The organism is Pollutimonas nitritireducens (genome assembly GCF_002849615.1).
GTDB classification, from domain to species: Bacteria; Pseudomonadota; Gammaproteobacteria; order Burkholderiales; family Burkholderiaceae_B; genus Pollutimonas; species Pollutimonas nitritireducens.
Map to the genome: position 1 here is coordinate 119,213 of NZ_PDNV01000008.1, position 21,285 is coordinate 140,497.

Sequence of the window (21,285 nt, forward strand, 5' to 3'; positions counted from 1 at the left end):
CCTCAGGCGTTATGGGAAGCTGCAGGCAGCTCGCCAAGCACGACCAAGCCGTCAAGCGCCCTGACACCTTGCCCTTTGGCAAGAATAGCCAATGGGTTAATCTCTGCCTCGGCCACCTGGGCATTTGCGCACTTTGCGAGCGTAGACATCTTGGCCACTACATCGGCCAACGCATCCAGGTCACCTAGCGGCAAGTTCCGATAGCCAGAGAACTGCGCAAACGCCTTGACCTCAGTGATCATCTTTCTTGCTTCCTGAGGTGAGACCGGTGCCGGACGGATACTGACATCTTGATAGAGCTCGGCAAGCACGCCCCCCAGACCGACGGAAATAACCGGGCCGACGGCAGGATCGTGCGAATAGCCAACCAACGCCTCGCCAAGCCCTCGCACCATTTCCTGGACCTGAAAACCTTCAATGAATGCGTCGGGCAACGTGGCATTGATCCGAACCAGCATGTTTTGAGCCTCATGTCGGAGCTCGTTTACGTTGGCAATGCCCAGTTTCACGCCACCCACTTCGGTTTTGTGAGGTATTGACGCAGATGATATCTTCAGAACACAAGGGAACTGGATCTGCTCTACCGTCTCGCCCAGCCAGGTAGCGGGTTCAGCGGATAACGTCCATTCCTGCACTTGCGGAATACCGAGAGAAGCCAGTACATTTTGCGAATCAACCGAACTGAGCGTTTGACCGGGTTCATGACCATCAAGCGCAGTTACGACGACAGCACACGAATCCGAATGCTGTCGTGGCGCCTGCCAACGGGCCCAGGCGCTCAATGCGTCGGCGCAGGCTTCAGGTTGTGAAAACACCGCGACACCCGCGTCACGCAATAACTTTCTGGACCGCTCGGCGTTAGGAGTAAGAAATACTGCCAGCGGCTTGCTGGTTTGAATCGAAACAATCGGCGACACCGCGCGATCAGGGCGAAACTGCGAGGAGGAACCTACCACAGCCACCACGGCGTCGATGTCGGGCGAGTCAACAAATGCAGACAATACGGCGCCGTAGGTTGCGGGATTTGTACCCGTCAACGTTAAATCGACCAACGGCGCATCGCTGATATGAATGCCCTTGCGCGCCAGGCCGGCTTGCATCTCGAGTGACGGCGAAACGACATCGATATTGCGTTCGCCCATGTTGTCAACGATCAAGGCGCCGCCCCCGCCCGTTGTCGACATCACGCCAATGCGCGCGCCTGTACCGCGACCATGGCGAAACAAGGCCGGCGCATCCAGCAATGCTTCGAAGTTGAATAATTCGACTATGCCGATATCCCTGAGGAAAGCAGAGGTCGCTTTACCGTTACCCGTTAAAGCGCCCGTATGCGATACCGCCAAATGCTGACCAATTGCCGAGCGCCCCAGGCGATAGGCCAAAATGGGCTTGTTGGCCTCATGCGCCTTCATTGCGGCGCGCCGCAATGCCGCCGGGGAGCGAATGGTCTCGAGAAAGAGTTGAATAACCTGAGTTTGCGGGTCGTCCACCATCATTTCGACCAGCTCGGCCACCGAGATGTCAGCCTCGTTACCGACCGATACCAGCTTTGAAAAACCGATACCAAGCGCTACACCGCGTGAAAGGATGGCACCCAACAAGCTGCCGCTCTGAGAAATGAGACTCACATCACCGGCAGGAAGCTCGCTTAACGACAGCACTTCATTGGCCGACAAGGCCACCTGTGCGTGCACATCGACAACGCCCAACGCATTCGGCCCCAAGAGCCGGGTCTGGGATCCTTTGAGCATGCCCAGAAGCTTTTCCTGCCGGGCCATACCGTCAATACCCGCCTCGGAAAAACCATTGGACATGATAGTGACGCAACGCACCTTGGCTGCAATGCAGTCTTCAACCGCAGAGAGTACGTGCTCGGTGGGAAGCATGATATAGGCGTGTTCGACCTGTTCCGGTACTTCGCTTACCTTTGGGTAAGCCTTCAGTCCCAGTACGACATCTCTGCGCGGATTGATGGGAAAGATGGTACCTGGATAGCCATGCTGAGTAAGATGTTTCTGCGGCAACGCTGAATGCTTGTCTACGTCGGCGGAAGCGCCAACCAAAGCAATCGACTTGGGGCGAAAAAGGGCGCTGATCAGTTCTGACATCTGGTCATTCTCCTTTGAACTGGGCTGTGCGCTTTTCCAGGAATGCCGAGATACCTTCAGCCTTGTCCGCCGTTCCATACACCGTGGTGACAAGCATTGTTTCGAACTCGATCGCAGAAGCAAGATCCATTTGCATCCCGCGATGGACTGCACGCTTCACGAACGCAAGCGAAAGCGGCGCGCGAGTAGCATAGTGTCCAGCCAGCTTGACAGCGGTTTCAAGCGCCGCGCCACTTGCTACGCGCCGATTGATCAGCCCCATTCTTAACGCTTCGCTGGCGTCGATGGGTTCAGCGGAAAAAAGGATATCCAACGCATTCGCCAGGCCTACAACGCGAGGCAGACGTTGAGTACCACCCGCGCCAGCGACCGTACCGATACGCGAGCTGGTAATGGCAAACGTCGCGCCCTCGCCGGCGACACGCAGGTCTGCCGCCAGTGCAAGTTCCAGCCCACCTGTCATGCAGAACCCTTCGATGGCTGCAATAACCGGCTTGGACGACTGTTCAAGTGCTTCATTAAGACGGTGCCAGTGACTGAAGTATCGCCGTCCTTCCTGGGCCGAGCTGATTTTGAACGCCTCGTTGAGATCGGCACCCGCAGAGAAATAGTCGCTTCCGCCGGTCAGTATGATAGCCGACATATCTTTGCGACTTTCAACCTCCTGGCAAGCTGAAATGATCTCGTCCATCATTTGCTCGCTGATCGCATTCCGCCGCTCGGGACGGTGGAGTTCAATGATAAATGCGGGGCCTTCACTACGAGTGTTGATTGTTTGGTAATTCATGTTTTGTTCCTTCTAGATGGAATTGACTGATTGTGGTATTGACTGCGCTGCTGGCTTCATACTGAAGCCAATGCCCCGCACCGGGAATCATTTCGACCCTTGCTTTGGGTAACGACTGGTTCAAGAGCGCTTTACGCTCAAATTTCGACGGGAAGATCAGAGGATCTTGCTCACCCAGCAGTATTTGCAGGGGAATGTCCAGTCGTTGCAAGTTCTTGATAAGCGAATTTTCGTAACTGATAACCCTGCTGTCGAACCTGGCCAGGCCGACGTTCCGCAAATGTATTTCAACTGCCGGGTCATCGACCGAGGGCTCTTTTGCCAGCATCCAGCGCCCAAGATTGCGCGCGGTTGCCGCATTGATTTCATGCATGGGAGTGCTATCGCTCTTCCGGACCTTCTCGAGCGTGATCAATCTGCCCGTTGGCTTGCCGAAGCCCGAGGGGCTGATCAAACTTAAGCGGCTGGGGGCATGTCCTTGCGCAGCCAGCTGTACGGCAACACCCGCCGACACTGCGCCACCGAAACTGAATCCGGCCAAATGGAAAGGCTGATCGTTGACAGCAAGGCGAACTGCCTGGGCCACCCAAGCGAGGTATTCCTGGGTGCTTATACCTTCCGAGACCGTTGCGGACTCACCGAAGCCGGGTAGGTCCAGCGTCACGACGGTGAAACTGGCCGCGAGCGTTTCGACATTATTGGTCCAGTGCGTGCGGGAGCCCGCCCCACCATGGATCAAGATGAGATTGGGCCCCTGCCCTATTGTGCGTACGGAAAGGCCTACCTTGTAGGCGCGCGAGCCAAAAACTTGCATTGGAAGGTTCTCTTTATCAGCCATTTGATGTATTCTAGTCAATGAAACTACTTTTGACTAGTGGAACTTTATATCCTGATCGAAAGCAAGTCAGGAAGTGCGTACGCTATAAAGGAAAGTCACAACGGATCACGTTCAGGAATCGAGATGTCCCACAAGCCTTATTCAAATATTCATGTTGTCGAGCTAGGCGCACGCACTGGCGCAAGCACTTGCGGCCGGCTATTGGCCGACCTTGGAGCAACGGTCTACGTCATAGAGGCCCGCTCCGCGTCAAAGCCACCGAAAGGTAAATGGCGTGACCGCATCGCCGCGGTGGCCGGCAAAGAAAGTTTGTTGGCCGACCCCTCAAATCCGGACGACATACAGGCATTGACAGAGTTGATAAGCGCGTGCAATGTTGTCGTTCGAAGCTCCGACCTTGATGAAGACCATTGGCCGGCCAGTTTGTACCAGGCGATCGCCGACTGTCCAATTGTTTGCGACATAACCGCATTCGGCTCAACCGGCCCCTTGGCAGGCCGCAGCAGTGAAGAGTGGGAGCTCCAGGCGCTGACGGGTATCATGCACACCACCGGCTTGCCTACAGAGCCCCCAATCCCCGTGGGCGTTCCCGTCGTTGAAATGTCGTCAGGACTCTACGCAGCGGCAGCCATCTCGGTGGCGCTGCGCGTGCACGCGCACTCAGGCATAGGCCAATCCATCGAGATCGCGCTCTACGACGTTGCAATCAATACTCTCACCACATTCGTAGCCCCTCACTACGCCGGGCTCCAGCCTCGGCGACTGGGCAACGGGCATGGCATGGCCGTTCCCTGGAACGCCTACAACACGTCGGACGGCTGGATACTGATCTGTACCACCAACGATGCGCAATGGAATCGTTTGAAGCCGCTGATCGGTTCAGCCGCCGACCGCGAAAAGTATGCAGCGCTCAAGTTGCGCCTGATCTACCGCGAAGAGATTGACGCACTAATGCGCGACTGGACGAGCACTCAAACGTTGGATGCACTGGAAGCACTCCTGAATCAAAGCGGCATACCATGTGGACGCATTGCAGCCATCGATAGTCTTGCCCAAGAACCCAATCTGAAGTTTCGCGGTACCGTACAACAAGTTGCGGACCCTGTCAGCGGAACAACGGCCAAGGTGTGTAGCGCCATCTACCGTTTCATGGGCCAGTCTCCGTCTCGCGTTTGCATTCCGGAACCTGACTCCGGCCGTGCGGCTGCAAAAGCCCTGCTGCTCCGACCAAAGCCCGTAAGCCAGCCACGCACGGCGAATGTTGCTGCTCAAGCATTGCAAGGACTGCGTGTCATTGAAATCGGGCAACTCACGACCGCACCCTTGGCCGCTCGTCATTTGGCCACATTGGGCGCGGAAGTCATCAAAGTGGAACCGCCGGATGGTGAAAGTGCGCGCGCGTGGGAACCCAAACGCAACGGCATCAGCCACTTTTTTGTTGTCAGTAATGGGGAAAAACGCAGCATATCGCTTGACCTGCAAAACGCTGATGATCGTGACTACATGTCGGAGCTTATTAAAGACGCGGACATTCTTCTGGAGAATATGAAGCCTGGGGCGCTGGCACGCATGGGCTTTGGGTATGAACGGCTACAGACCCTTAATCCGAATCTCATCTATTGCGCCATTTCTGGATTTGGGATCCATTCAGCTTATCCCGGGCGAGCGGCAGTGGACACCGTCATACAGGCCATGTCCGGCATCATGGATACTACGCGCAGTCGCGGAACACCTGTAAAGGCGGGCATTTCGGTCGCCGACATCGCGGGTGGCCAAACCGGCTTGCTTCTGGTTCTGGCTGCACTTGCCTGGCGTGAACAGACCGGCCAAGGCTGTGCCATCGACATCTCTATGCAAGATGTCGGCGCCTGGATGACTCAATACCAATGGAACGGCGCCCAGGCCCAGTCCAATATACCGGCGTTCGCCAGCAGCGTCGGAGACGCCTGCACCCATGAACAAACGCGCGCACGTGAACTGATTCAATTACACCAAGATGCCAACGGTCAATCATGGGAAGTCTTCGCCTCGCCAATGCGTTTGTCTCTCACGCCAGCCCGGTTAGGCACTCTCATAGGCCCCACAAGTCGTGACCGCTTGCGCTGGCGTCCGCGTACGCACTAACCCATCGCCCACCCTTGCACACACTATTTAACTGATCCATTCTGGAGATAAGCATGAACTACGAAGATATTCTCTACGCCGCGGTGGACGGAATCGCCACCATAACTATCAATCGTCCCGAAGTGCGCAATGCCATTCGCCCCCGCACTTATGAGGAACTTACCGCCGCCATGCACATCGCCGCGGACGATCCCACTGTGGGTGTCGTCGTTCTCACCGGTGCGGGCGACAAGGCATTCTGCTCGGGCGGCGACATCCGCGATCAACAGGCACGGGTACCGGAAGTCGGTCGCAAACATATGCGACGCCTGTTCGCACTGTCGTCTGTCATCCGCATGATGGACAAGCCCGTTATCGCCAAGGTACGCGGCTACTGCGTAGGCGGTGGTAACGAGATCAATTTGTTCTGCGACATGACCATTGCCAGCGAAGACGCAAAATTTGGCCAGACAGGCCCTCGAGTAGGCAGCGTTCCCATCTGGGGCGCATGCCAATTGCTTGCGCGCTATGTGGGCGAGCGCAAGGCGCGTGAAATCCTGTATACATGCCGCCTTTACACCGCGCAACAGGCACTGGACATGGGCTTGATCAACGACGTCGTGAAAGCGGAAGACCTGGATGGCGCCGTTGATTCGCTTTGTCAGGAAATCCTGGACAAGAGTCCGCAAAGCATTCGTATTGCCAAGCTCGCGCTCAATGCCGGTTCAGACCAAGAGTTCTACAGCTCTTTCTTCCCCAATTCCGAGCTGCTTGCCTCTATTTACGGCAACCCCGAGAACATGGAAGGCATCACCGCATTCCTGGAAAAACGCAAACCCGAATACCGCAAGTATCGTACCTCCCGCGCTTAATACGGCACCAGCAAGACGCGGCCCGGCACAGGTAGAGCCGCGCCATATGAAGACAACAGAAGTATTGACGATATGGAATTTCATCAATGAAAATCATTGTTCCCGTAAAGCGTGTGGTTGATTACAACGTCAAAGTACGCGTTAAATCCGATCAAAGCGGCGTGGACATCGCGAACGTCAAAATGTCGATGAACCCTTTTGACGAAATAGCCGTCGAAGAGGCTACGCGGCTTAAAGAAAAAGGGGTCGCGACCGAAGTCATTGCCGTCACCTGCGGCGTGGCCCAGTCGCAAGAAACGTTGCGTACCGCCATGGCCATCGGCGCGGACCGCGCAGCGCTGATCCAGACCGATGTCGAATTGCAGCCCCTGGCGGTGGCCAAGCTGCTCAAGGCGCTGGTCGACAAAGAGCAGCCTCAATTGGTCATCTTGGGCAAACAAGCCATCGACGACGACTCCAATCAAACGGGTCAGATGCTGGCCGCCTTGCTGGACTGGCCGCAAGCCACGTTCGCCAGCAAAGTCGAGGTGTCGGGCGATTCGGTATCCGTCACGCGTGAAGTCGACGGCGGCCTCGAAACGCTGACGCTCAAACTGCCGGCCATCATCACCACCGACTTGCGCCTGAACGAGCCGCGCTATGTCACGCTGCCCAATATCATGAAGGCCAAGAAAAAGACGCTCGACGTGATCACGCCTGAAGAACTTGGGGTGGACGTTGCCCCGCGCCTGAAGACCCTCAAAGTTTCCGAGCCGCCTGCGCGTTCGGCCGGGATCATGGTGCCCGATGTGGCCACGCTGGTGGACAAACTGAAGAATGAAGCGAAGGTGGTTTAAATGACGATTCTAGTAATTGCAGAACACGATAACTCGCACCTGAAGGGTGCCACCCTGAACACCATTGCCGCGGCGTTGAAGCTGGGCGATGACGTACATGTACTGGTTGCCGGCAACGGTGCGCAAGCGGTGGCCGACCAGGCTGCGAAAGCGGCCGGCGTAAGCAAAGTGTTGCTGGCCGACGGCCCGGCACTGGCCGATGGCCTGGCTGAAAACGTAGCGGCCCAGGTCCTGTCGATGGCCGGGGGGTATAGCCATATCCTGTTTCCGGCCACCGCAGCGGGCAAGAACGTAGCGCCACGCGTCGCGGCCAAGCTCGATGTTGCGCAGATTTCCGACATTATCTCCGTGGAAGCCGCTGATACGTTCACGCGTCCCATCTATGCGGGCAATGCCATCGCCACCGTGCAGTCGGCCGATGTCGTCAAGGTCATCACCGTGCGTACCACGGCGTTCGATGGCGTGGCCGCTGAAGGTGCAAGCGCAGCCGTGGAGTCCGTAACGGTGGTGGCCGATTCCGGCTTGTCGTCGTTCGTGGGCCGCGAAGTGGCCGCCAGCGATCGTCCCGAACTGGCGGGCGCGAAAGTGGTGGTGTCCGGAGGCCGGGGCCTGGGTAGCGCCGAGAATTTCAAGATTCTCGATCCGCTGGCCGACAAGCTCGGTGCGGCGCTAGGCGCATCGCGCGCCGCGGTTGACGCGGGCTACGCGCCCAACGATTGGCAAGTCGGCCAGACCGGCAAGATCGTGGCGCCCCAGCTGTATGTGGCGGTGGGTATCTCGGGCGCCATCCAGCATCTGGCCGGCATGAAAGACTCCAAGGTCATCGTCGCCATCAACAAAGATGCCGAGGCGCCCATATTCGGCGTGGCCGACTATGGCCTGGTGGCAGACTTGTTCACGGCAGTACCGGAGCTCGTGACCAGCCTGTAAAAAATCACCCGGGGAATCATCCCTGGGTGATATTCAAAGGCCGAACCACACTACTTAAGATTTTCTTTTGCGGCCAGTTCTTCCAGAATTTCGTCGGTATGCTGCCCAAGAAATGGGGGCGGTGTATCGGCGCTCAAGCGTTCACCCCCAAAATGAAACGGACTCATTACTTGCGGAATTGACTCGACCGTCGGTGTTTCAAAATAACGAAGCATATCCCGGTGCTGGACCTGTGGTTCTGTGAACACTTCGGGAATGGTATTGATGGGGCCGGCTGGCACACCCGCTCTCGCCAGCTTTTCTAACCAGAAACTACGGTCCTGTGAGGCGAATATTTCATCCAGAATGGCGTGCAAACGGGGTTGATTTGCCACCCGCACAGCGTTATTGACGAAGCGCTCATCGCTTGCGAGTTCGGGCCTGCCCAATGCGGTACAAAGATCAACGTATTGTTTGTCATTGCCAACCACCAGAATAATGTTGCCGTCTCCGCAGGAATAGACCTTCTGGGGTTGGATATTCGGGTGGGCGTTACCGGTTCTGACCGGCGCCTTATTCGACAACAGGTAGTTCATGGCCTGATTCGACAACACGCTCACCTGCACATCAAGCATTGCCATATCGATATAGGTTCCGTGCCCCGTCACCGCGCGCCCGATCAATGCCGCCAGAACTGCACACGCGCTGTAAACGCCGGTCATGAGATCGACAATGGGAATTCCCACTTTTTGAGGGCCCGCACCCGGTTCACCATCGGGCACGCCAGTGATGCTCATTAGCCCGCCCATCGCCTGAATGATGAAATCGTAAGCAGGATCGGCGGCCCTGGGTCCGCTTTGGCCAAAGCCCGTTATAGAACAATAAACAAGCCTGGGGTTGATCGCAGAAAGATCATTCCAGGCCAACCCATAACGCGCCAGGGTACCGGTCTTGTAGTTCTCGAGCAGAACATCGGAATCCATCGCGAGCTCTTTGACAATCGCCTGCCCTTCAGCGGTACTGAGATCCAGCTCGATAGAGCGCTTGCCCCGATTTGCCGCCATAAAGTAGCCGGCACCCATGGGTTCGCCGTCGCGGCTTTTAAGGAACGGAGGTCCCCATGCGCGGGTGTCGTCACCACTGCCCGGGCGCTCTACTTTTATGACATCAGCTCCGAGGTCAGCCAGGATTTGTCCCGCCCAAGGGCCCGCGAGAACGCGGCTCAAGTCCAGCACCCGGATACCGGATAGCGGTTTTATAGAATTATTCACTACGCGCCTTTCAAAATGCAAATAGTCAGAACCGTTTGATCGCAGCCCAGCAGATGTCTGATCAGGCGGGCAGATTCAAAACCTGCTTTGCAATAATGTCTCGTTGTATTTCGTTGGTACCACTGTATATCGTGGGCAATCGGGCGTTGTAATAGGCACTCAAGACATTGCCAGCACTCTCCCCTATATCGTCTCCGGGCAGCAAGGCTGCGGTCGGCCCGGCTGTTTCGAGCAACAGATCTGCAATGCGTTGATAGGTTTCCGTTGCCCAGATCTTCAACATCGACACATCCGAACCGAGGGCGCCGCCCGACGTAGCGATTTGTGCATACTTCTGATAAATGGCCGAAAGATGCTCGACATCGAGCTGAAGCTGTATATATTTGTCCTGAAAAACCGGATTGTTGGCCAGCCCCTGCTTTTCAGCCAAACGGGTCAATTGCTGCAAGGCGTTTTCAGGAAGCTTCGGGCTGCCGATAAAAATCCGCTCGAACCCTAGCAAGGATTTGGCGACTGTCCAGCCATTGTTCAGTCCACCCACCAGATTCGAGCTGTGCGTACGCACATTATCGAAGAACACCTCGCAGAATTCTTCCTCTCCGGCAAGGTTCTTGATCGGGCGAACCGTAATACCCGGTTGATCAAGATTGACAAGAAAAAAGCTGATTCCCACCTGCTTTTTTACGCTCGGATCGGTTTTGGCCAGCACGTAGATATGCGTACAGTCTTGTGCCATCGATGTCCAGATTTTGTGGCCATTGATTACGTAACTATCACCGTCGACTACGGCGGATGTTCGAAGGCTGGCCAGATCAGAGCCCGCGTTGGGCTCGGAGTAGCCTTGGCACCATCGGTGCTCACAATCGAGAATTCTGGGAAGGTATTTTTCCTGTTGTTCCGGCGTGCCCCACTTGATCAGCACAGGGCCGACCATGTGTATGCCATGGTCGGCGTAACGGCCTACTCCAATTCGTTCGTGTTCGTCCAGGAAAATCAGTTGCTTGGCCGGCGCGAGACCCAGGCCACCAAATTCGAGCGGCCAATTAGGGGCTAACCACCCCTTTTTCGCCACTTGCCGGAACCAACCTCCATTTTCAGTCCAACGCAGCCTTCTTTGCACATGCCTGAAATCTTCGGGATAGTTTTCTTCAAGAAATACACGTACACGTTGACGAAAATCGTCGTCAGACAGCGTATTCCAGTCGAGCTCCTGCTTGACGCCAAAGTTCATCTCAACCCTTCCTATAAGTTGCATAGCGTGCCCGGTGCAAGGCGCTGTTACCCAGATACGCCGAAAGCACGATAGCCCGATTGAAATATAGGCTCAGATCGTATTCATCTGTTATACCGATGGCCCCGTGCATCTGAATCGCCTGCTTGCCCACCAGCAACGCTGTGTCAGAGGCCCTGGCCTTTGCGCCGCTTGCAACCGCGGAGTGATGACTCGGCGACAGGCGGGTGTTATCCAGCTCATTTGCCGCCTTGCGGGTTGCCTCTTTAGAAATTTCCGTATGCATCCATAAATCAACAGCACGATGCTTCAAGGCCTGGAAGCTCCCAATCGGCTTGCCAAACTGCTGACGGGTCCGAAGGTAGTCCAGGGTCATTTCGACCATTTTCGCGGAAGCACCATTAAGTTCCGAAGACACTGCAGCAAGGCCCGCATTGATTGCGCCATTCACTGCGCGCTCTACAGAATGACCGCAGGCTAGCCGGTTCTGCCGGGGAACCCGTACCGCCTTGAAAGAAATCGTGGCGTCGTAACCCCGATCTGCTCTGGTGCTAAGTTCCACGGCGAGATTGTCCGATGTGGTGGGAACCCAATATATGCCTAGACCATCAGGACCCGAGGCAACCGCAATGACCGCATCCAGTCCACAGGCCATAACGTAATGCGCACTGCCATTAAGCACGGTGCCTTCCGCGTCGAACGTGGCCGTCAACGGTGTTTCGTTCGGATCGAGGCTACCTGCTACGTTTTGCCATGCCAAGGCACAGACGAGCTGGCCCGAAGCGATAGCCGACAGCTTGCTTCCAAGATCAATGTCTGTTTCACACGCGGACAGTAAAGTCGCGGGCAGTATGCCGGCCATGACGTACGGTTCCGGCAATGCAGCCGCGCCTATGTGGGCGGCAATAACATTTACAGAGGCGTTGCCCATACCCAAGCCGCCTTTGTCCGCTGGTATAACGGCGGAGATCCAGCCTTGATCGGCGATTCGTTTCCAAACGGCCTTATCGTATCTGAACTCCAGTTCACGAGACTTTCGAACTTGCGAGGCACATCCACTGGTAAAGTCAGACGCCGAGTCTTGAAGCATTCTTAGCGTGTCTTCATCAATTAATTCCATTTTCTGCGATTGCCTAGTCGTTTTTGTATTGGTAATTCACGTCAGTGGACGACGGTCGGCCGGTCCGGTGTAAGCAACGTGCATACACCGGACCGCCTTTTCGAACAGCATTATTGGATCTTCATATTTGCGCGCTCAACAATCTTCGCCCATTTATCAATTTCTTTGGCTTGAAACGCTTTGAGCTCTTCAGGTGTGCTGCCAACAGGCTCGAGGGTCTGAGCTTTCAGCAGTTCCTTGATGCGCGGCACTTCCAGCACCCCGGCGATGTCGCCCGACACCTTTGCTACGACGTCTTTGGGGGTATTGGCGGGCGCAAATATGGCGAACCAAGGCACCAGCTCGTAATCGGGTACACCTGCTTCCATCATGGTGGGCACGTCGGGCGCAGCTTTGCTACGGTTGGGACTCGTAACCGCCAGCGCTTTAAGCTTGCCCGACTCAACGTAGCTTGCTGCCGCATTCCATACGTTGAACATCATGTTTACGTGTCCGCCAAGTAAGTCGGAGAACGCGGGAGCATTACTTTTATACGAAACATGCATCATGTCGACGTCGGCCAATATGCCCAACAACGCTCCACCTGCCTGGGCCGAACTGCTGCCCCCGGCGTAATTGATTTTCCCCGGATTTTTTTTCGCGTACTCGACCAGCTCTTTGACGGAATTTACTGGCAATGCGGGATTGACAAGCAACACCAGAGGGGTCGTTGCAATGAGGCTTACCGGTTCGAAATCTTTAACGGGATCATAAGACAGATTCGTATACATGCTGGCGTTAGCGGCATGCGAAGTTTGTGTAGCCAGAACCAAGGTGTAGCCGTCCGCGCTCGCCTGCGCCACTTGCTGCGAGCCGATGATAGCGTTAGCGCCGGGTTTGTTTTCTACGACCACCGGCTGGCCCCACTTTATCCTTAGCTCCTCGGCGATTTGTCTACCCAGAATGTCGGTTGGCCCACCAGCGGAAAATGGAATGACAAGCTTGACCGGTTTGCTTGGATAACTACTTGCCCATGTAGTGCCAGCCGTTAGCGCCGACCCAACGGCTATCAACGAACATATGATGGTATTTTTTAATAATCTCACTTAAGTCTCCGAGAATAATGATTTTTTCCTCTACTGCCATTTCTGATCAAACCTTACGCCTGCAAGCGATCGGCAATATGAGCCTCGGCAATTCAACCGGCCGTAAGTTTCATTTAACGAAACTGGTATCACTCAACGTTCTTGAACTTTAGAGAGTTTCAGGACGAGTGTCAAGCACGCGCACGAGGTACGGGCTCATGTTTCTCAGGAAGGCCGCTCTGGGGGCCAAACGCCAATGACACAGTGATGAACTGGAGGAGGTCCACGTTATCGGGTGAAGCTCGTGTAGTATGTTATTGGAGCGCAATGCGCATTCATTATTTTCCTGGCAATGTATCTACTGACATTTTCTACCCGGTTCCGTCCTATCAGACGCCCTTTCAGCTTCGCATCCCTGATCCGACCGTACGGCCGATCATTCGCAGTCCTTGTTCTGGCGGCGTTATTGGCCTCTTGCGGGACGACTAAACCCGTCGGACAGGGCCAATATCGCGTCGTGAAGGGGGACACCCTTACGCAGATTGCGCGCCAACATGGGCAGACCGTTGATTCGCTTATGCGTTCAAACAACCTGAAAGACAGCAACAGCATCCGGGTTGGGCAGGTTTTAAATGTAAAAGGTGGCGCGACAGCGACTGCGACGCCTGCACCGGCAGCCTCGACAAAAGGTCCGTCTATTGCCGCGCCACGGTCCATCGACCTCGTCTGGCCGGCAGAAGGATCATCAACCCGGGGAACATTGGCTCCCAATACCCAGGGTGTCTATATTGCCGCGGTGGCAGGATCGCCCGTCAAGGCGGCGGCGGCCGGTAAAGTAATGTATGCAGGTAACGGCCTGCGCGGTTACGGCAATATGCTGATCGTGAACCACGACGCTGACTTTTTAAGCGTTTATGCCCATAACCAGACCTTATTGGTTAAAGAGGGCGCACAGGTCAGGCAAGGCGAAACGATTGCCACCGTGGGAAGCTCAGGCAGCAATGCCGTTAACCTTTATTTCGAACTGCGCTACGGCGGTAAGGCCGTCGACGCCTTGCGGTATCTGCCGAAATCGTCTTCACGTTGATGAGTTAATAAGCGCAACGTCGTACGACACGTATTTTGTCAGGCTGGCGCGGACGCCAGAAAGGCAGTACAACTATCTGGCCGACTCGTCGGCCACCGATACGACCAAGCCTTAACATTCACATCAAGGAGTGTTCACATGAGTATCCACGGATCTTTCATAACATCGCGCCGGGCTGTTCTTGCCGCCAGCCTGTTCGTGGGCGTTTGGACTGCAGGCGGCATCGCCATGGCAGCCGGCGCTCAGCTCACTTTAAGCGGCGCCAACGAAGTTCCCGCTGTGACGACCTCGGCCAAAGGTAGCGGTACGATCACGGTAGGCGACGACAAAAGCGTCAGCGGCAGCGTAACAACGTCAGGCATCAATGCCACTATGGCCCACATACATGAAGCGCCCGCCGGCAAGAACGGTCCGGTCATCATCCCGCTGGAAAAAAAAGGGGACAGCGAGTGGGCCGTGCCGGCGAATGCCAAGCTGAACGATGCGCAATACAAGTCTTATAAAGACGGCAATCTATACGTCAACGTGCACAGCGATGCGCACAAGGGCGGCGAACTGCGCGACCAGATCAAACCCTGACGCGAAGCATCCGCGCGAACGCGTCAAATATCGCCCAGCAACATGAGCCGTTCAATTTCTTCGCGTTCGCGGCGCAGCATCGGGACAATTTCTTTCCCGATGCGCTCGGTTGAATAGTCGTTGATGTCAACTGAAATACCCAATGCCAAACTTCTGCCGGCGTTGTTGGGCACGGCAATGCCAATGGAGACCAGTTTCCTGTCCGGGTACGGGGCGATCGACCATTTATCGGCAACCAGGTCAAGCGCCGTGTAGAGCCCGATGTAGTGTAGGAGTCGCCATTCATACGGAGCAACACGAGCCATGACCGATAACTTCCACGCGCCACACGCCATCGTTATCGGCGCGGGCATCGTCGGCCTATACACCGCTTACTTTCTGAACCAAGCCGGATGGCGCGTTACGGTCATCGACCGCGACGAGCCTGGCATGGGGTGCTCCGCGGGAAATGCCGGGGCGCTTAGCACGGGTTCGGTCGCACCGCTTGGAATGCCGGGCATAGTGCGGCAAGCGCCGCGTATGTTGCTGGACCCATCCGGCCCTTTGTCCGTTCCCCCGCACTACTGGCTGGCCGCCGCACCCTGGCTGCTGCGTTTCATCCGGGCATCCTCGCCGGACCAAGTGGCCGCCATTTCGTCTTCACTCAAGCAGTTGCTGGCTCCGGCCCTGGACTACCATCAACAGGTCATGCAGTCCTTGGGCGAAACCGGCCTGATCCACGCCACCGGCCAACTTCACGTCTATCCCGATGCCGCTGCCGCTGCCAAAGACAGTAACGGCTGGGCGCTGCGGCACAAGCATGGCATACCGGTTCATGAGCTGGATCGGGATCAGATACATGAATTGGAACCTCAAGTCGGCACGCACTACACATTCGGCTATTTCATGCCCGATCAATGCATGGTCGTCAATCCCTTGCGGCAAGCCCGGGCAATTGCCGCTGCGCTGGCTGCGCGGGGCGTCACGTTTGTGCGCGATGAGGCAGTGACGCTCCAACTTGAAAGTCATCGTGTCAGTGGCGTCGTTTGCCAGCAAGCTACCTATACTGCTGACCATGTTGTGGTAAGCGCCGGCGCATGGTCTGCAAGGCTGTTGAAGCAACTCGGTTATCGGGTTCCGTTGGAAACCCAGCGCGGCTATCACCTGACGATAGCCGACAGCGGCATCGACCTGCGCCGGCCCGTGGTTGCGGCCGACCGCAAGATCTTTGCCTCCCCTATGGAAATCGGCCTTCGACTTGCAGGCACCGTCGAGTTCGGGGGATTGGAGCGGCCAGCCACACAACGGCGTGTCGACCTCTTGAAGCATTACGGAAAGCAGATCTTTCCTGATATGAACGAGAATGCAGCCGCAAAGTCGTGGATGGGGCATCGTCCCTGCCTGCCGGACTCCTTGCCGGTCTTAGGTCCAGCGCAAGCTTTCCAGGGACTCTGGCTGAACTTCGGCCACGGCCACCTTGGGCTGACCATGTCAGCGGTCAGCGGGCAACTTATGGCGCAGGCCATGCTTGGGAAAGCAACCGATATCGACTTGTCACCGTATGCCATAGAGCGTTTCGGTTCGGATGCCAAGCCGTGATCCGCACAGTAGACCTGCAATCACGACTAAGATGATACGCAAACTAAAATACCCTCGACAAGCCGATAACTGACGGGAGAACACCGATGTCGCGTGTCGTTCGCTTTCACTCCCTGGGCGGCCCTGATGTGCTGCGCCTGGAAGAGCGCGAAATACCTGTGCCCGGTCCAGGCGAGGTACTCATCAAAATAGAGGCCATTGGCTTGAATCGCGCTGACGTCATGTTCCGCACGGGACGCTATCTGGAAAAGGCCACGTTTCCGTCGCAGATGGGTTTCGAAGCATCGGGCACCGTGCTCGCAACCGGTGCAGGCGTCACAGGCGTTCGCGAGGGCGACTCGGTGGCTGTCCTGCCCGGCTTCGACATCAGCAAGTATGGGACTTATGCCGATCATGCCATCATCCCGCAAGCGCACGTGTTGCTGCAGCCGAAAGGGTTGAGCAACGTTCAGACGGCAGGTCTGTGGATGGCTTATCTGACGGCCTATGGCGGCCTTATCGAAGCAGGCCGTTTGACAGCCGGTGACTGGGTCGCCATTTCAGCCGCCTCCAGCAGCGTAGGCCTGGCCGCCATCCAGATCGCCCTCCAAGCCCGCGCCCTCCCCGTTGCCACGACGCTGACGAACGACAAGCGCGATGCCTTGATGCTAGCCGGTGCGCACGCCGTCATCGCCACGCAAGAAGAGCCGCTGTACCAGCGCCTGCTTGAGCACACCGGCGGCCGATTGAGCTGTGCATTCGATGCGGTCGGCGGTCCCCAGGTGGTCGACCTGGCGCAGGCCATGGCGCCAGGCGGAATCATTATCATCCATGGTGCGCTAAGCGCTGAAGACACGCCCTTCCCGTTGAAGCTTGCCTTGAAGAATAGCCTGACTTTCCGCGGCTACGTTTATACGGAAGTGACGCAGAATCCTGAATGCCTCGCACGCGCCCAGGCATTCATTGCGGATGGCATAGCGTCTGGCACGTTGCGGCCCCATATCGACAGCACATTCAGCCTGGATGAAGTCGTCGAGGCCCATAGATACCTGGAATCGAATCAACAGTTCGGCAAGGTCGTGTTGACGACATGAGCCGAGGGTACGACTTTGCACGAACGCAATGCAATATCGTATGCAGTGTGCGCTGCCTGGTTGGCAAATAAAGGCACTTGCAGCGACTGAGCAAGTTCCAGCGCAAGTACGGAATCTTTACGGGCGGCTTCCAGCGGCATGCCGCCTTCGTAGTTACCCTGCATGATCCGCTCCGCATATCGGTGTGTAAACGGGCGATGCAAGCCCATTTGCCTGTCGGACAGCGCCGCGGCGTCGTGATCATGGGTGCCTTGCCCTCCGCCTCGCTGACGCTCGTTCCCGCTGCGCTGGCCGCATTACGCAGTCAGTTCCCGGGCCTCGAAGCCAGGGTCATGGAGGCGTATAACGATGAGTTGATTACTATGCTGCGCACCAATCAGGTGGAGTTCGCACTGGCCACACGGTTGGACGAAATGTCCGACATGGCATTCGAGCCACTTGTGGAAGACACTTTCTGCGTGGTTTTCCCGCCCGGTCATCCCATCAGCCATCTGGACTGCGTCACATGGAAGGACTTACTGGCTTACGAGCTGGTGTTGCTCTCCCACGGTTCCAGCGCACGCAGCCAATTCGATAAAGCGGTTCGAACCGAATCGCCACCCACCCTACTGCACTATGACATCACGCATATGACGACGGCAGTAGTGCTGGTCAAGCAAGGGTTGGGCATTGCAGTGTTGCCAAAGCTCCCGCTGAACGCGCTGCCAATGGCTACGCTACAGTACAAGCCACTCTGCGATGCTACGGCACAAAGGAGTATCGGCATTCTTTACCGCCGCGACCGCCACCTTTCGCCCGGCAGCCGTGCCTTCATCCAGAAAGTGAAAGACGTTGTGGCGGCGATGAAAGACTGCCCTACTACGCAGCCTTCTTCAAACGTTTCAATAACACGGGCATGAACAGGAACAGGAAGGAGATGAGCAGGAAGGTCACGGAAATTGGCGTTTCGAACAGAACGGACACCTTTCCCTGCCCCGCTGCCAGGGCGGTCCTGAGCTGATTTTCAGTCAGCGGCACGAGTATCAGGCCTATCAATAGCGGTGGAATGGGAAAACCATAAACCCGCATCACATAGCCGAGCACACCCAAGGCGGCCATCAGGCCCAGGTCAAACACCGAACCTGATACGCCCCAGATACCCATCACCGCGAAGACCAGGATACCGGCGTACAACTGCGGCCGTGGAATCTGCAGCAGCTTTACCCATATGCCAACCAAAGGCAGGTTCAGCACCAACAGCATGGCATTGCCGATGTACAGGGACGCGATCAAACCCCAGACCAGTTCCGGGTTGCTGGTGAACAGGAAAGGGCCTGGCTGCAGACCGTAGTTCTGGAAAGCTGCCAACAAGATGGCTGCCGTGGCGGAAGTTGGCAGCCCCAGCGTGAGCAGCGGCACCAGAACGCCAGCCGCGGACGCATTGTTGGCTGCTTCCGGTCCCGCGACCCCTTCGATCGCGCCTTTACCGAATTCATCTTTGTGGCGGGACAGCTTCTTCTCAAGCGTGTAGGACAGCATGGTGGGTATTTCAGAGCCGCCGCCAGGAATCGTACCTATGGGAAAGCCGATGGCCGTACCACGCAGCCACGGTTTCCAGGAACGGCGCCAGTCTTCGCGCGTCATGAAGGCTTTACCCTTGATGGCGACGATCTCGTCTTTCGATCCTGAGTAGCGACTGGCTACGTACAGGATTTCTCCGATTGCAAACAACGATACCAGGACGACCGTCAGTTCCACGCCGTCCAGCAGCGCAGCACTGCCGAAGGTCATGCGGGGCTGGCCGGTCATGGCATCAATGCCTATCACCCCCAATGCCAACCCGATGAACAAGGAAACAAATCCACGCACCCGCGACGCGCCCATGACCACGGCCACCGACGTGAAGGCAAGTATCGTCAAGGCGAAGTAGTCGGCAGGCTTGAGCAGAAAAGCCAATTCCGCGACGACAGGCGCCGCAAACGTCAATAGCAGTGTCGCGATGGTTCCTGCAACAAAGGAGCCGATCGCAGCCGTAGCGAGCGCTGCAGCCCCTCTTCCGGACCGCGCCATTTTATTGCCTTCGAGCGCGGTCATCATCGACCCCGCTTCACCGGGCGTATTAATGAGGATGGAAGTGGTCGACCCGCCGTACATAGCTCCATAAAGGACGCCGGCAAACATGATGAAGGCCGACACCGGCCCCACCGATACAGTGACCGGCAACAACAATGCGATGGTCAGGGCGGGGCCTATACCAGGAAGAATGCCGATAGCCGTTCCCAATATGGACCCGACTAGCGCCCACATCAGGTTGGTGGGCGTCAACGCGACTTCAAAGCCTTGAAGCAATAGTGCCAGAGTATCCATTACACGCCCGCCAATGGGAAGAAACCGCCCAGCTGCAGCCCGAGCCATCCAAAGATAAACCAGCATAAGCTGGCCAGCACAAACCCGACGACAAGGTCGAAGACAAGACGTCGTGAACCGAACGCGCGCGCCACCAGCATGAACGACAACATGGCCGTCACCGGCAGGCCGAGCGTTTCAATGGTGAGCGCGGGAACGATGGCAGCCAGCAGTGCCGTGAAAAAAGCACGTTTGTCCATGGACTGGCCTGGCACCGCATTCTCGGCCTCTTCTGGTTCGAACACTTCGCCACGAGCGATTTGTACCAGCACAAGCACACCGAGCCCGATCAACCCAAAGCCGACACCACTGACGAACATACCAGGCCCAATGGCCGCATACTGCGCGGTAGCAGCCAGGCCGGTCGAGGCATAAAGACAGACGGCGCCCATTAAGATTACCGCCAACCCCAGCCACCAAGGGCCCTTGCGCAACAACGTCATCGGTATTCCTTCCCTGGTGCTACGTGCTTACTTGGCCAGCCCTGCGTCTTTCAGGATCTTGTTGATGCGGCTGCTTTCGCTTTGGATGAATTCTCCGAATTCATTGCCAGGCAGGAAATAGGCGTCCCAACCTTGCTTTTGAAGAACAGCTTTCCAAGCCTCGCTTTCGTTCAGCTTGGCGAAGCGTTCCACCCATTCCTTGTGATTGGCCTCGGGCATGTCGACCGAGCCCAGAATACCGCGCCAGTTCGCAATTTCCACGTCGTAGCCTGCTTCCTTGAACGTGGGAATGTCCGGTTGGCCCTTCATGCGTTCGGCGGTCGTGACGCCCAAAATACGTATGCGCCCTTCCTGCGCAAACTGCTGGAACTCGGAAATACCGGAAATGCCGGCCTTAAGTGTTCCGTTAATGATGCCGATGACCGTGTCTGCGCCACCGGCCTGCGGGATATAGTTCAACTTCGGCACAGGCACGCCCGCGCTTTGCGCCAGCAAGGCCAACGCGATATGGTCCACACCACCGGCGGAGCCGCCGCCCACGGCCGCAGCACCAGGGTCGCTTTTGAGTGCGGCAACGAAGTCACCCAGGGTCTTGTGCGGAGAATCTGCCTTGACCGCAAGCACCAGGTATTCCGCGGTAAGGCGTGCGACCGGCTTGAATTTGCTTAGATCGACGGGTGAACTGTTCAGTGTGATTGCACCCACCGTGATGGCACCGAATACCGCCAGTGCATCCGGCTTGCCTTTCTGCGAGCGCTGAAAATCGGCCAGGCCGATCGTGCCGCCCGCGCCGCCTTTGTTGGAGAAGTTGACGGTACCCTTGTAGATGCCGGCCTGGTTCATGGCCTGGAACGCTTGGCGTCCCGTAGCGTCCCAACCGCCGCCCGGATTGGCAGGCAGCATGACGCTGACCTGGGCTTGCGCCGCGCCCGCGCACAGCGCGGTCACAACGGCCAACGATTTCACTAACTTGACAACTTTCATTGCGGACTCCTCGGATT

The 21,285-nt window shown here is 56.7% G+C and carries 21 protein-coding genes; 9 read left to right on the plus strand and 12 right to left on the minus strand.

What is annotated here, in order from left to right:
- Positions 1–2: 2 nt before the first annotated feature.
- From CR155_RS13455 to CR155_RS13465, 3 genes are read right to left on the minus strand one after another with little or no spacing between them, the layout of a single operon-like run.
- Positions 3–2,108, minus strand: coding sequence for an acetate--CoA ligase family protein (locus tag CR155_RS13455; protein ID WP_158238274.1), 2,106 nt, complete (start codon positions 2,106–2,108; stop codon positions 3–5).
- Positions 2,109–2,112: 4 nt separating this feature from the next.
- The gene (locus tag CR155_RS13460; RefSeq protein ID WP_102070557.1) at positions 2,113–2,895 is read right to left on the minus strand and encodes an enoyl-CoA hydratase/isomerase family protein; all 783 of its coding nucleotides are present in this window, start codon (positions 2,893–2,895) and stop codon (positions 2,113–2,115) included.
- Entirely contained in the window at positions 2,867–3,709 is an 843-nt protein-coding gene (locus tag CR155_RS13465) for an alpha/beta fold hydrolase (protein ID WP_158238275.1), read from the minus strand. The genes CR155_RS13460 and CR155_RS13465 overlap by 29 nt, the downstream gene beginning before the upstream one ends.
- Positions 3,710–3,856: 147 nt before the next feature.
- Between CR155_RS13465 and CR155_RS13470 the strand changes: the two genes are divergently transcribed.
- From CR155_RS13470 to CR155_RS13485, 4 genes are all read left to right on the plus strand, one after another.
- Entirely contained in the window at positions 3,857–5,857 is a 2,001-nt protein-coding gene (locus tag CR155_RS13470; protein WP_102070559.1) for a CaiB/BaiF CoA-transferase family protein, read from the plus strand.
- Between the two features lie 53 nt (positions 5,858–5,910).
- Positions 5,911–6,708: an enoyl-CoA hydratase-related protein gene (locus tag CR155_RS13475; RefSeq protein ID WP_102070560.1), complete on the plus strand. Its 798-nt coding sequence runs from the start codon at positions 5,911–5,913 to the stop codon at positions 6,706–6,708.
- 86 nt (positions 6,709–6,794) lie between these two features.
- The gene (locus CR155_RS13480) at positions 6,795–7,544 is read left to right on the plus strand and encodes an electron transfer flavoprotein subunit beta/FixA family protein (protein ID WP_102070561.1); all 750 of its coding nucleotides are present in this window, start codon (positions 6,795–6,797) and stop codon (positions 7,542–7,544) included.
- On the plus strand, positions 7,545–8,474 hold the full coding sequence (locus CR155_RS13485) for an electron transfer flavoprotein subunit alpha/FixB family protein (RefSeq protein ID WP_102070562.1): 930 nt from the start codon (positions 7,545–7,547) through the stop codon (positions 8,472–8,474). It begins immediately after the preceding gene.
- Between the two features lie 50 nt (positions 8,475–8,524).
- Here CR155_RS13485 and CR155_RS13490 read toward each other — a convergent pair whose 3' ends face one another.
- The 4 genes from CR155_RS13490 to CR155_RS13505 form a co-directional block, all read right to left on the minus strand.
- The gene (locus tag CR155_RS13490; RefSeq protein WP_233214273.1) at positions 8,525–9,724 is read right to left on the minus strand and encodes a CaiB/BaiF CoA transferase family protein; all 1,200 of its coding nucleotides are present in this window, start codon (positions 9,722–9,724) and stop codon (positions 8,525–8,527) included.
- 61 nt (positions 9,725–9,785) lie between these two features.
- Positions 9,786–10,955, minus strand: coding sequence for an acyl-CoA dehydrogenase family protein (locus CR155_RS13495; RefSeq protein ID WP_102070563.1), 1,170 nt, complete (start codon positions 10,953–10,955; stop codon positions 9,786–9,788).
- Position 10,956: 1 nt separating this feature from the next.
- Complete coding sequence (locus tag CR155_RS13500) at positions 10,957–12,075, minus strand: acyl-CoA dehydrogenase family protein (RefSeq protein WP_102070564.1); 1,119 nt, start codon at positions 12,073–12,075, stop codon at positions 10,957–10,959.
- Between the two features lie 110 nt (positions 12,076–12,185).
- Positions 12,186–13,160 (minus strand): Bug family tripartite tricarboxylate transporter substrate binding protein, encoded by a 975-nt coding sequence (locus CR155_RS13505; RefSeq protein ID WP_102070565.1) that lies wholly within the window; start codon positions 13,158–13,160, stop codon positions 12,186–12,188.
- 394 nt (positions 13,161–13,554) lie between these two features.
- On the opposite strand from CR155_RS13505, the gene CR155_RS13510 reads away from it, so the two are divergent.
- Both CR155_RS13510 and CR155_RS13515 read left to right on the plus strand, forming a co-directional pair.
- Positions 13,555–14,226, plus strand: a complete 672-nt coding sequence (locus CR155_RS13510; RefSeq protein ID WP_233214298.1) for a peptidoglycan DD-metalloendopeptidase family protein — start codon at positions 13,555–13,557, stop codon at positions 14,224–14,226.
- A gap of 138 nt (positions 14,227–14,364) precedes the next feature.
- Positions 14,365–14,805 carry a CHRD domain-containing protein gene (locus CR155_RS13515; protein WP_102070567.1) on the plus strand — a complete coding sequence of 147 codons (441 nt, stop codon included), beginning with the start codon at positions 14,365–14,367 and terminating at the stop codon, positions 14,803–14,805.
- A 23-nt stretch (positions 14,806–14,828) separates the two neighbouring features.
- Here CR155_RS13515 and CR155_RS13520 read toward each other — a convergent pair whose 3' ends face one another.
- Positions 14,829–15,110 carry a hypothetical protein gene (locus CR155_RS13520; RefSeq protein ID WP_102070568.1) on the minus strand — a complete coding sequence of 94 codons (282 nt, stop codon included), beginning with the start codon at positions 15,108–15,110 and terminating at the stop codon, positions 14,829–14,831.
- Between CR155_RS13520 and CR155_RS13525 the strand changes: the two genes are divergently transcribed.
- Positions 15,109–16,383: an NAD(P)/FAD-dependent oxidoreductase gene (locus CR155_RS13525; protein ID WP_102070569.1), complete on the plus strand. Its 1,275-nt coding sequence runs from the start codon at positions 15,109–15,111 to the stop codon at positions 16,381–16,383. The two genes, CR155_RS13520 and CR155_RS13525, sit on opposite strands and share 2 nt — an antisense overlap.
- Before the next feature lie 86 nt (positions 16,384–16,469).
- Positions 16,470–17,456 carry a zinc-dependent alcohol dehydrogenase family protein gene (locus CR155_RS13530; RefSeq protein WP_102070570.1) on the plus strand — a complete coding sequence of 329 codons (987 nt, stop codon included), beginning with the start codon at positions 16,470–16,472 and terminating at the stop codon, positions 17,454–17,456.
- On the opposite strand, the gene CR155_RS13535 is transcribed toward CR155_RS13530, so the two are convergent.
- Positions 17,423–17,620, minus strand: coding sequence for a hypothetical protein (locus CR155_RS13535; protein WP_199171758.1), 198 nt, complete (start codon positions 17,618–17,620; stop codon positions 17,423–17,425). The genes CR155_RS13530 and CR155_RS13535 overlap by 34 nt on opposite strands.
- 33 nt (positions 17,621–17,653) lie before the next feature.
- On the opposite strand from CR155_RS13535, the gene CR155_RS13540 reads away from it, so the two are divergent.
- Positions 17,654–18,355: a LysR substrate-binding domain-containing protein gene (locus CR155_RS13540; RefSeq protein ID WP_102070571.1), complete on the plus strand. Its 702-nt coding sequence runs from the start codon at positions 17,654–17,656 to the stop codon at positions 18,353–18,355.
- Here CR155_RS13540 and CR155_RS13545 read toward each other — a convergent pair.
- The 3 genes from CR155_RS13545 to CR155_RS13555 are packed head-to-tail and all read right to left on the minus strand — an operon-like array spanning position 18,315 to position 21,268.
- A complete protein-coding gene (locus CR155_RS13545; protein ID WP_102070572.1) occupies positions 18,315–19,802 on the minus strand; it encodes a tripartite tricarboxylate transporter permease in 1,488 nt (495 codons plus the stop codon). The two genes, CR155_RS13540 and CR155_RS13545, sit on opposite strands and share 41 nt — an antisense overlap.
- Positions 19,802–20,284: a tripartite tricarboxylate transporter TctB family protein gene (locus CR155_RS13550; RefSeq protein WP_102070573.1), complete on the minus strand. Its 483-nt coding sequence runs from the start codon at positions 20,282–20,284 to the stop codon at positions 19,802–19,804. Before CR155_RS13550 ends, CR155_RS13545 begins: the two co-directional genes overlap by 1 nt.
- A 27-nt stretch (positions 20,285–20,311) precedes the next feature.
- Complete coding sequence (locus CR155_RS13555) at positions 20,312–21,268, minus strand: Bug family tripartite tricarboxylate transporter substrate binding protein (protein WP_102070708.1); 957 nt, start codon at positions 21,266–21,268, stop codon at positions 20,312–20,314.
- Between the last annotated feature and the right edge of the window lie 17 nt (positions 21,269–21,285).

Coding starts and splice junctions, on each gene's coding strand:
- CR155_RS13525 (WP_102070569.1), top strand. CDS start 15,109: ATGACCGATAACTTCCACGCGCCACACGCCATCGTTATCGGCGCGGGC.
- CR155_RS13455 (WP_158238274.1), bottom strand. CDS start 2,108: ATGTCAGAACTGATCAGCGCCCTTTTTCGCCCCAAGTCGATTGCTTTG.
- CR155_RS13495 (WP_102070563.1), bottom strand. CDS start 10,955: ATGAACTTTGGCGTCAAGCAGGAGCTCGACTGGAATACGCTGTCTGAC.
- CR155_RS13485 (WP_102070562.1), top strand. CDS start 7,545: ATGACGATTCTAGTAATTGCAGAACACGATAACTCGCACCTGAAGGGT.
- CR155_RS13515 (WP_102070567.1), top strand. CDS start 14,365: ATGAGTATCCACGGATCTTTCATAACATCGCGCCGGGCTGTTCTTGCC.
- CR155_RS13540 (WP_102070571.1), top strand. CDS start 17,654: ATGCAAGCCCATTTGCCTGTCGGACAGCGCCGCGGCGTCGTGATCATG.
- CR155_RS13545 (WP_102070572.1), bottom strand. CDS start 19,802: ATGGATACTCTGGCACTATTGCTTCAAGGCTTTGAAGTCGCGTTGACG.
- CR155_RS13520 (WP_102070568.1), bottom strand. CDS start 15,110: ATGGCTCGTGTTGCTCCGTATGAATGGCGACTCCTACACTACATCGGG.
- CR155_RS13550 (WP_102070573.1), bottom strand. CDS start 20,284: ATGACGTTGTTGCGCAAGGGCCCTTGGTGGCTGGGGTTGGCGGTAATC.
- CR155_RS13500 (WP_102070564.1), bottom strand. CDS start 12,075: ATGGAATTAATTGATGAAGACACGCTAAGAATGCTTCAAGACTCGGCG.
- CR155_RS13555 (WP_102070708.1), bottom strand. CDS start 21,268: ATGAAAGTTGTCAAGTTAGTGAAATCGTTGGCCGTTGTGACCGCGCTG.
- CR155_RS13475 (WP_102070560.1), top strand. CDS start 5,911: ATGAACTACGAAGATATTCTCTACGCCGCGGTGGACGGAATCGCCACC.
- CR155_RS13480 (WP_102070561.1), top strand. CDS start 6,795: ATGAAAATCATTGTTCCCGTAAAGCGTGTGGTTGATTACAACGTCAAA.
- CR155_RS13535 (WP_199171758.1), bottom strand. CDS start 17,620: ATGCAGGGTAACTACGAAGGCGGCATGCCGCTGGAAGCCGCCCGTAAA.
- CR155_RS13460 (WP_102070557.1), bottom strand. CDS start 2,895: ATGAATTACCAAACAATCAACACTCGTAGTGAAGGCCCCGCATTTATC.
- CR155_RS13470 (WP_102070559.1), top strand. CDS start 3,857: ATGTCCCACAAGCCTTATTCAAATATTCATGTTGTCGAGCTAGGCGCA.
- CR155_RS13465 (WP_158238275.1), bottom strand. CDS start 3,709: ATGCAAGTTTTTGGCTCGCGCGCCTACAAGGTAGGCCTTTCCGTACGC.
- CR155_RS13530 (WP_102070570.1), top strand. CDS start 16,470: ATGTCGCGTGTCGTTCGCTTTCACTCCCTGGGCGGCCCTGATGTGCTG.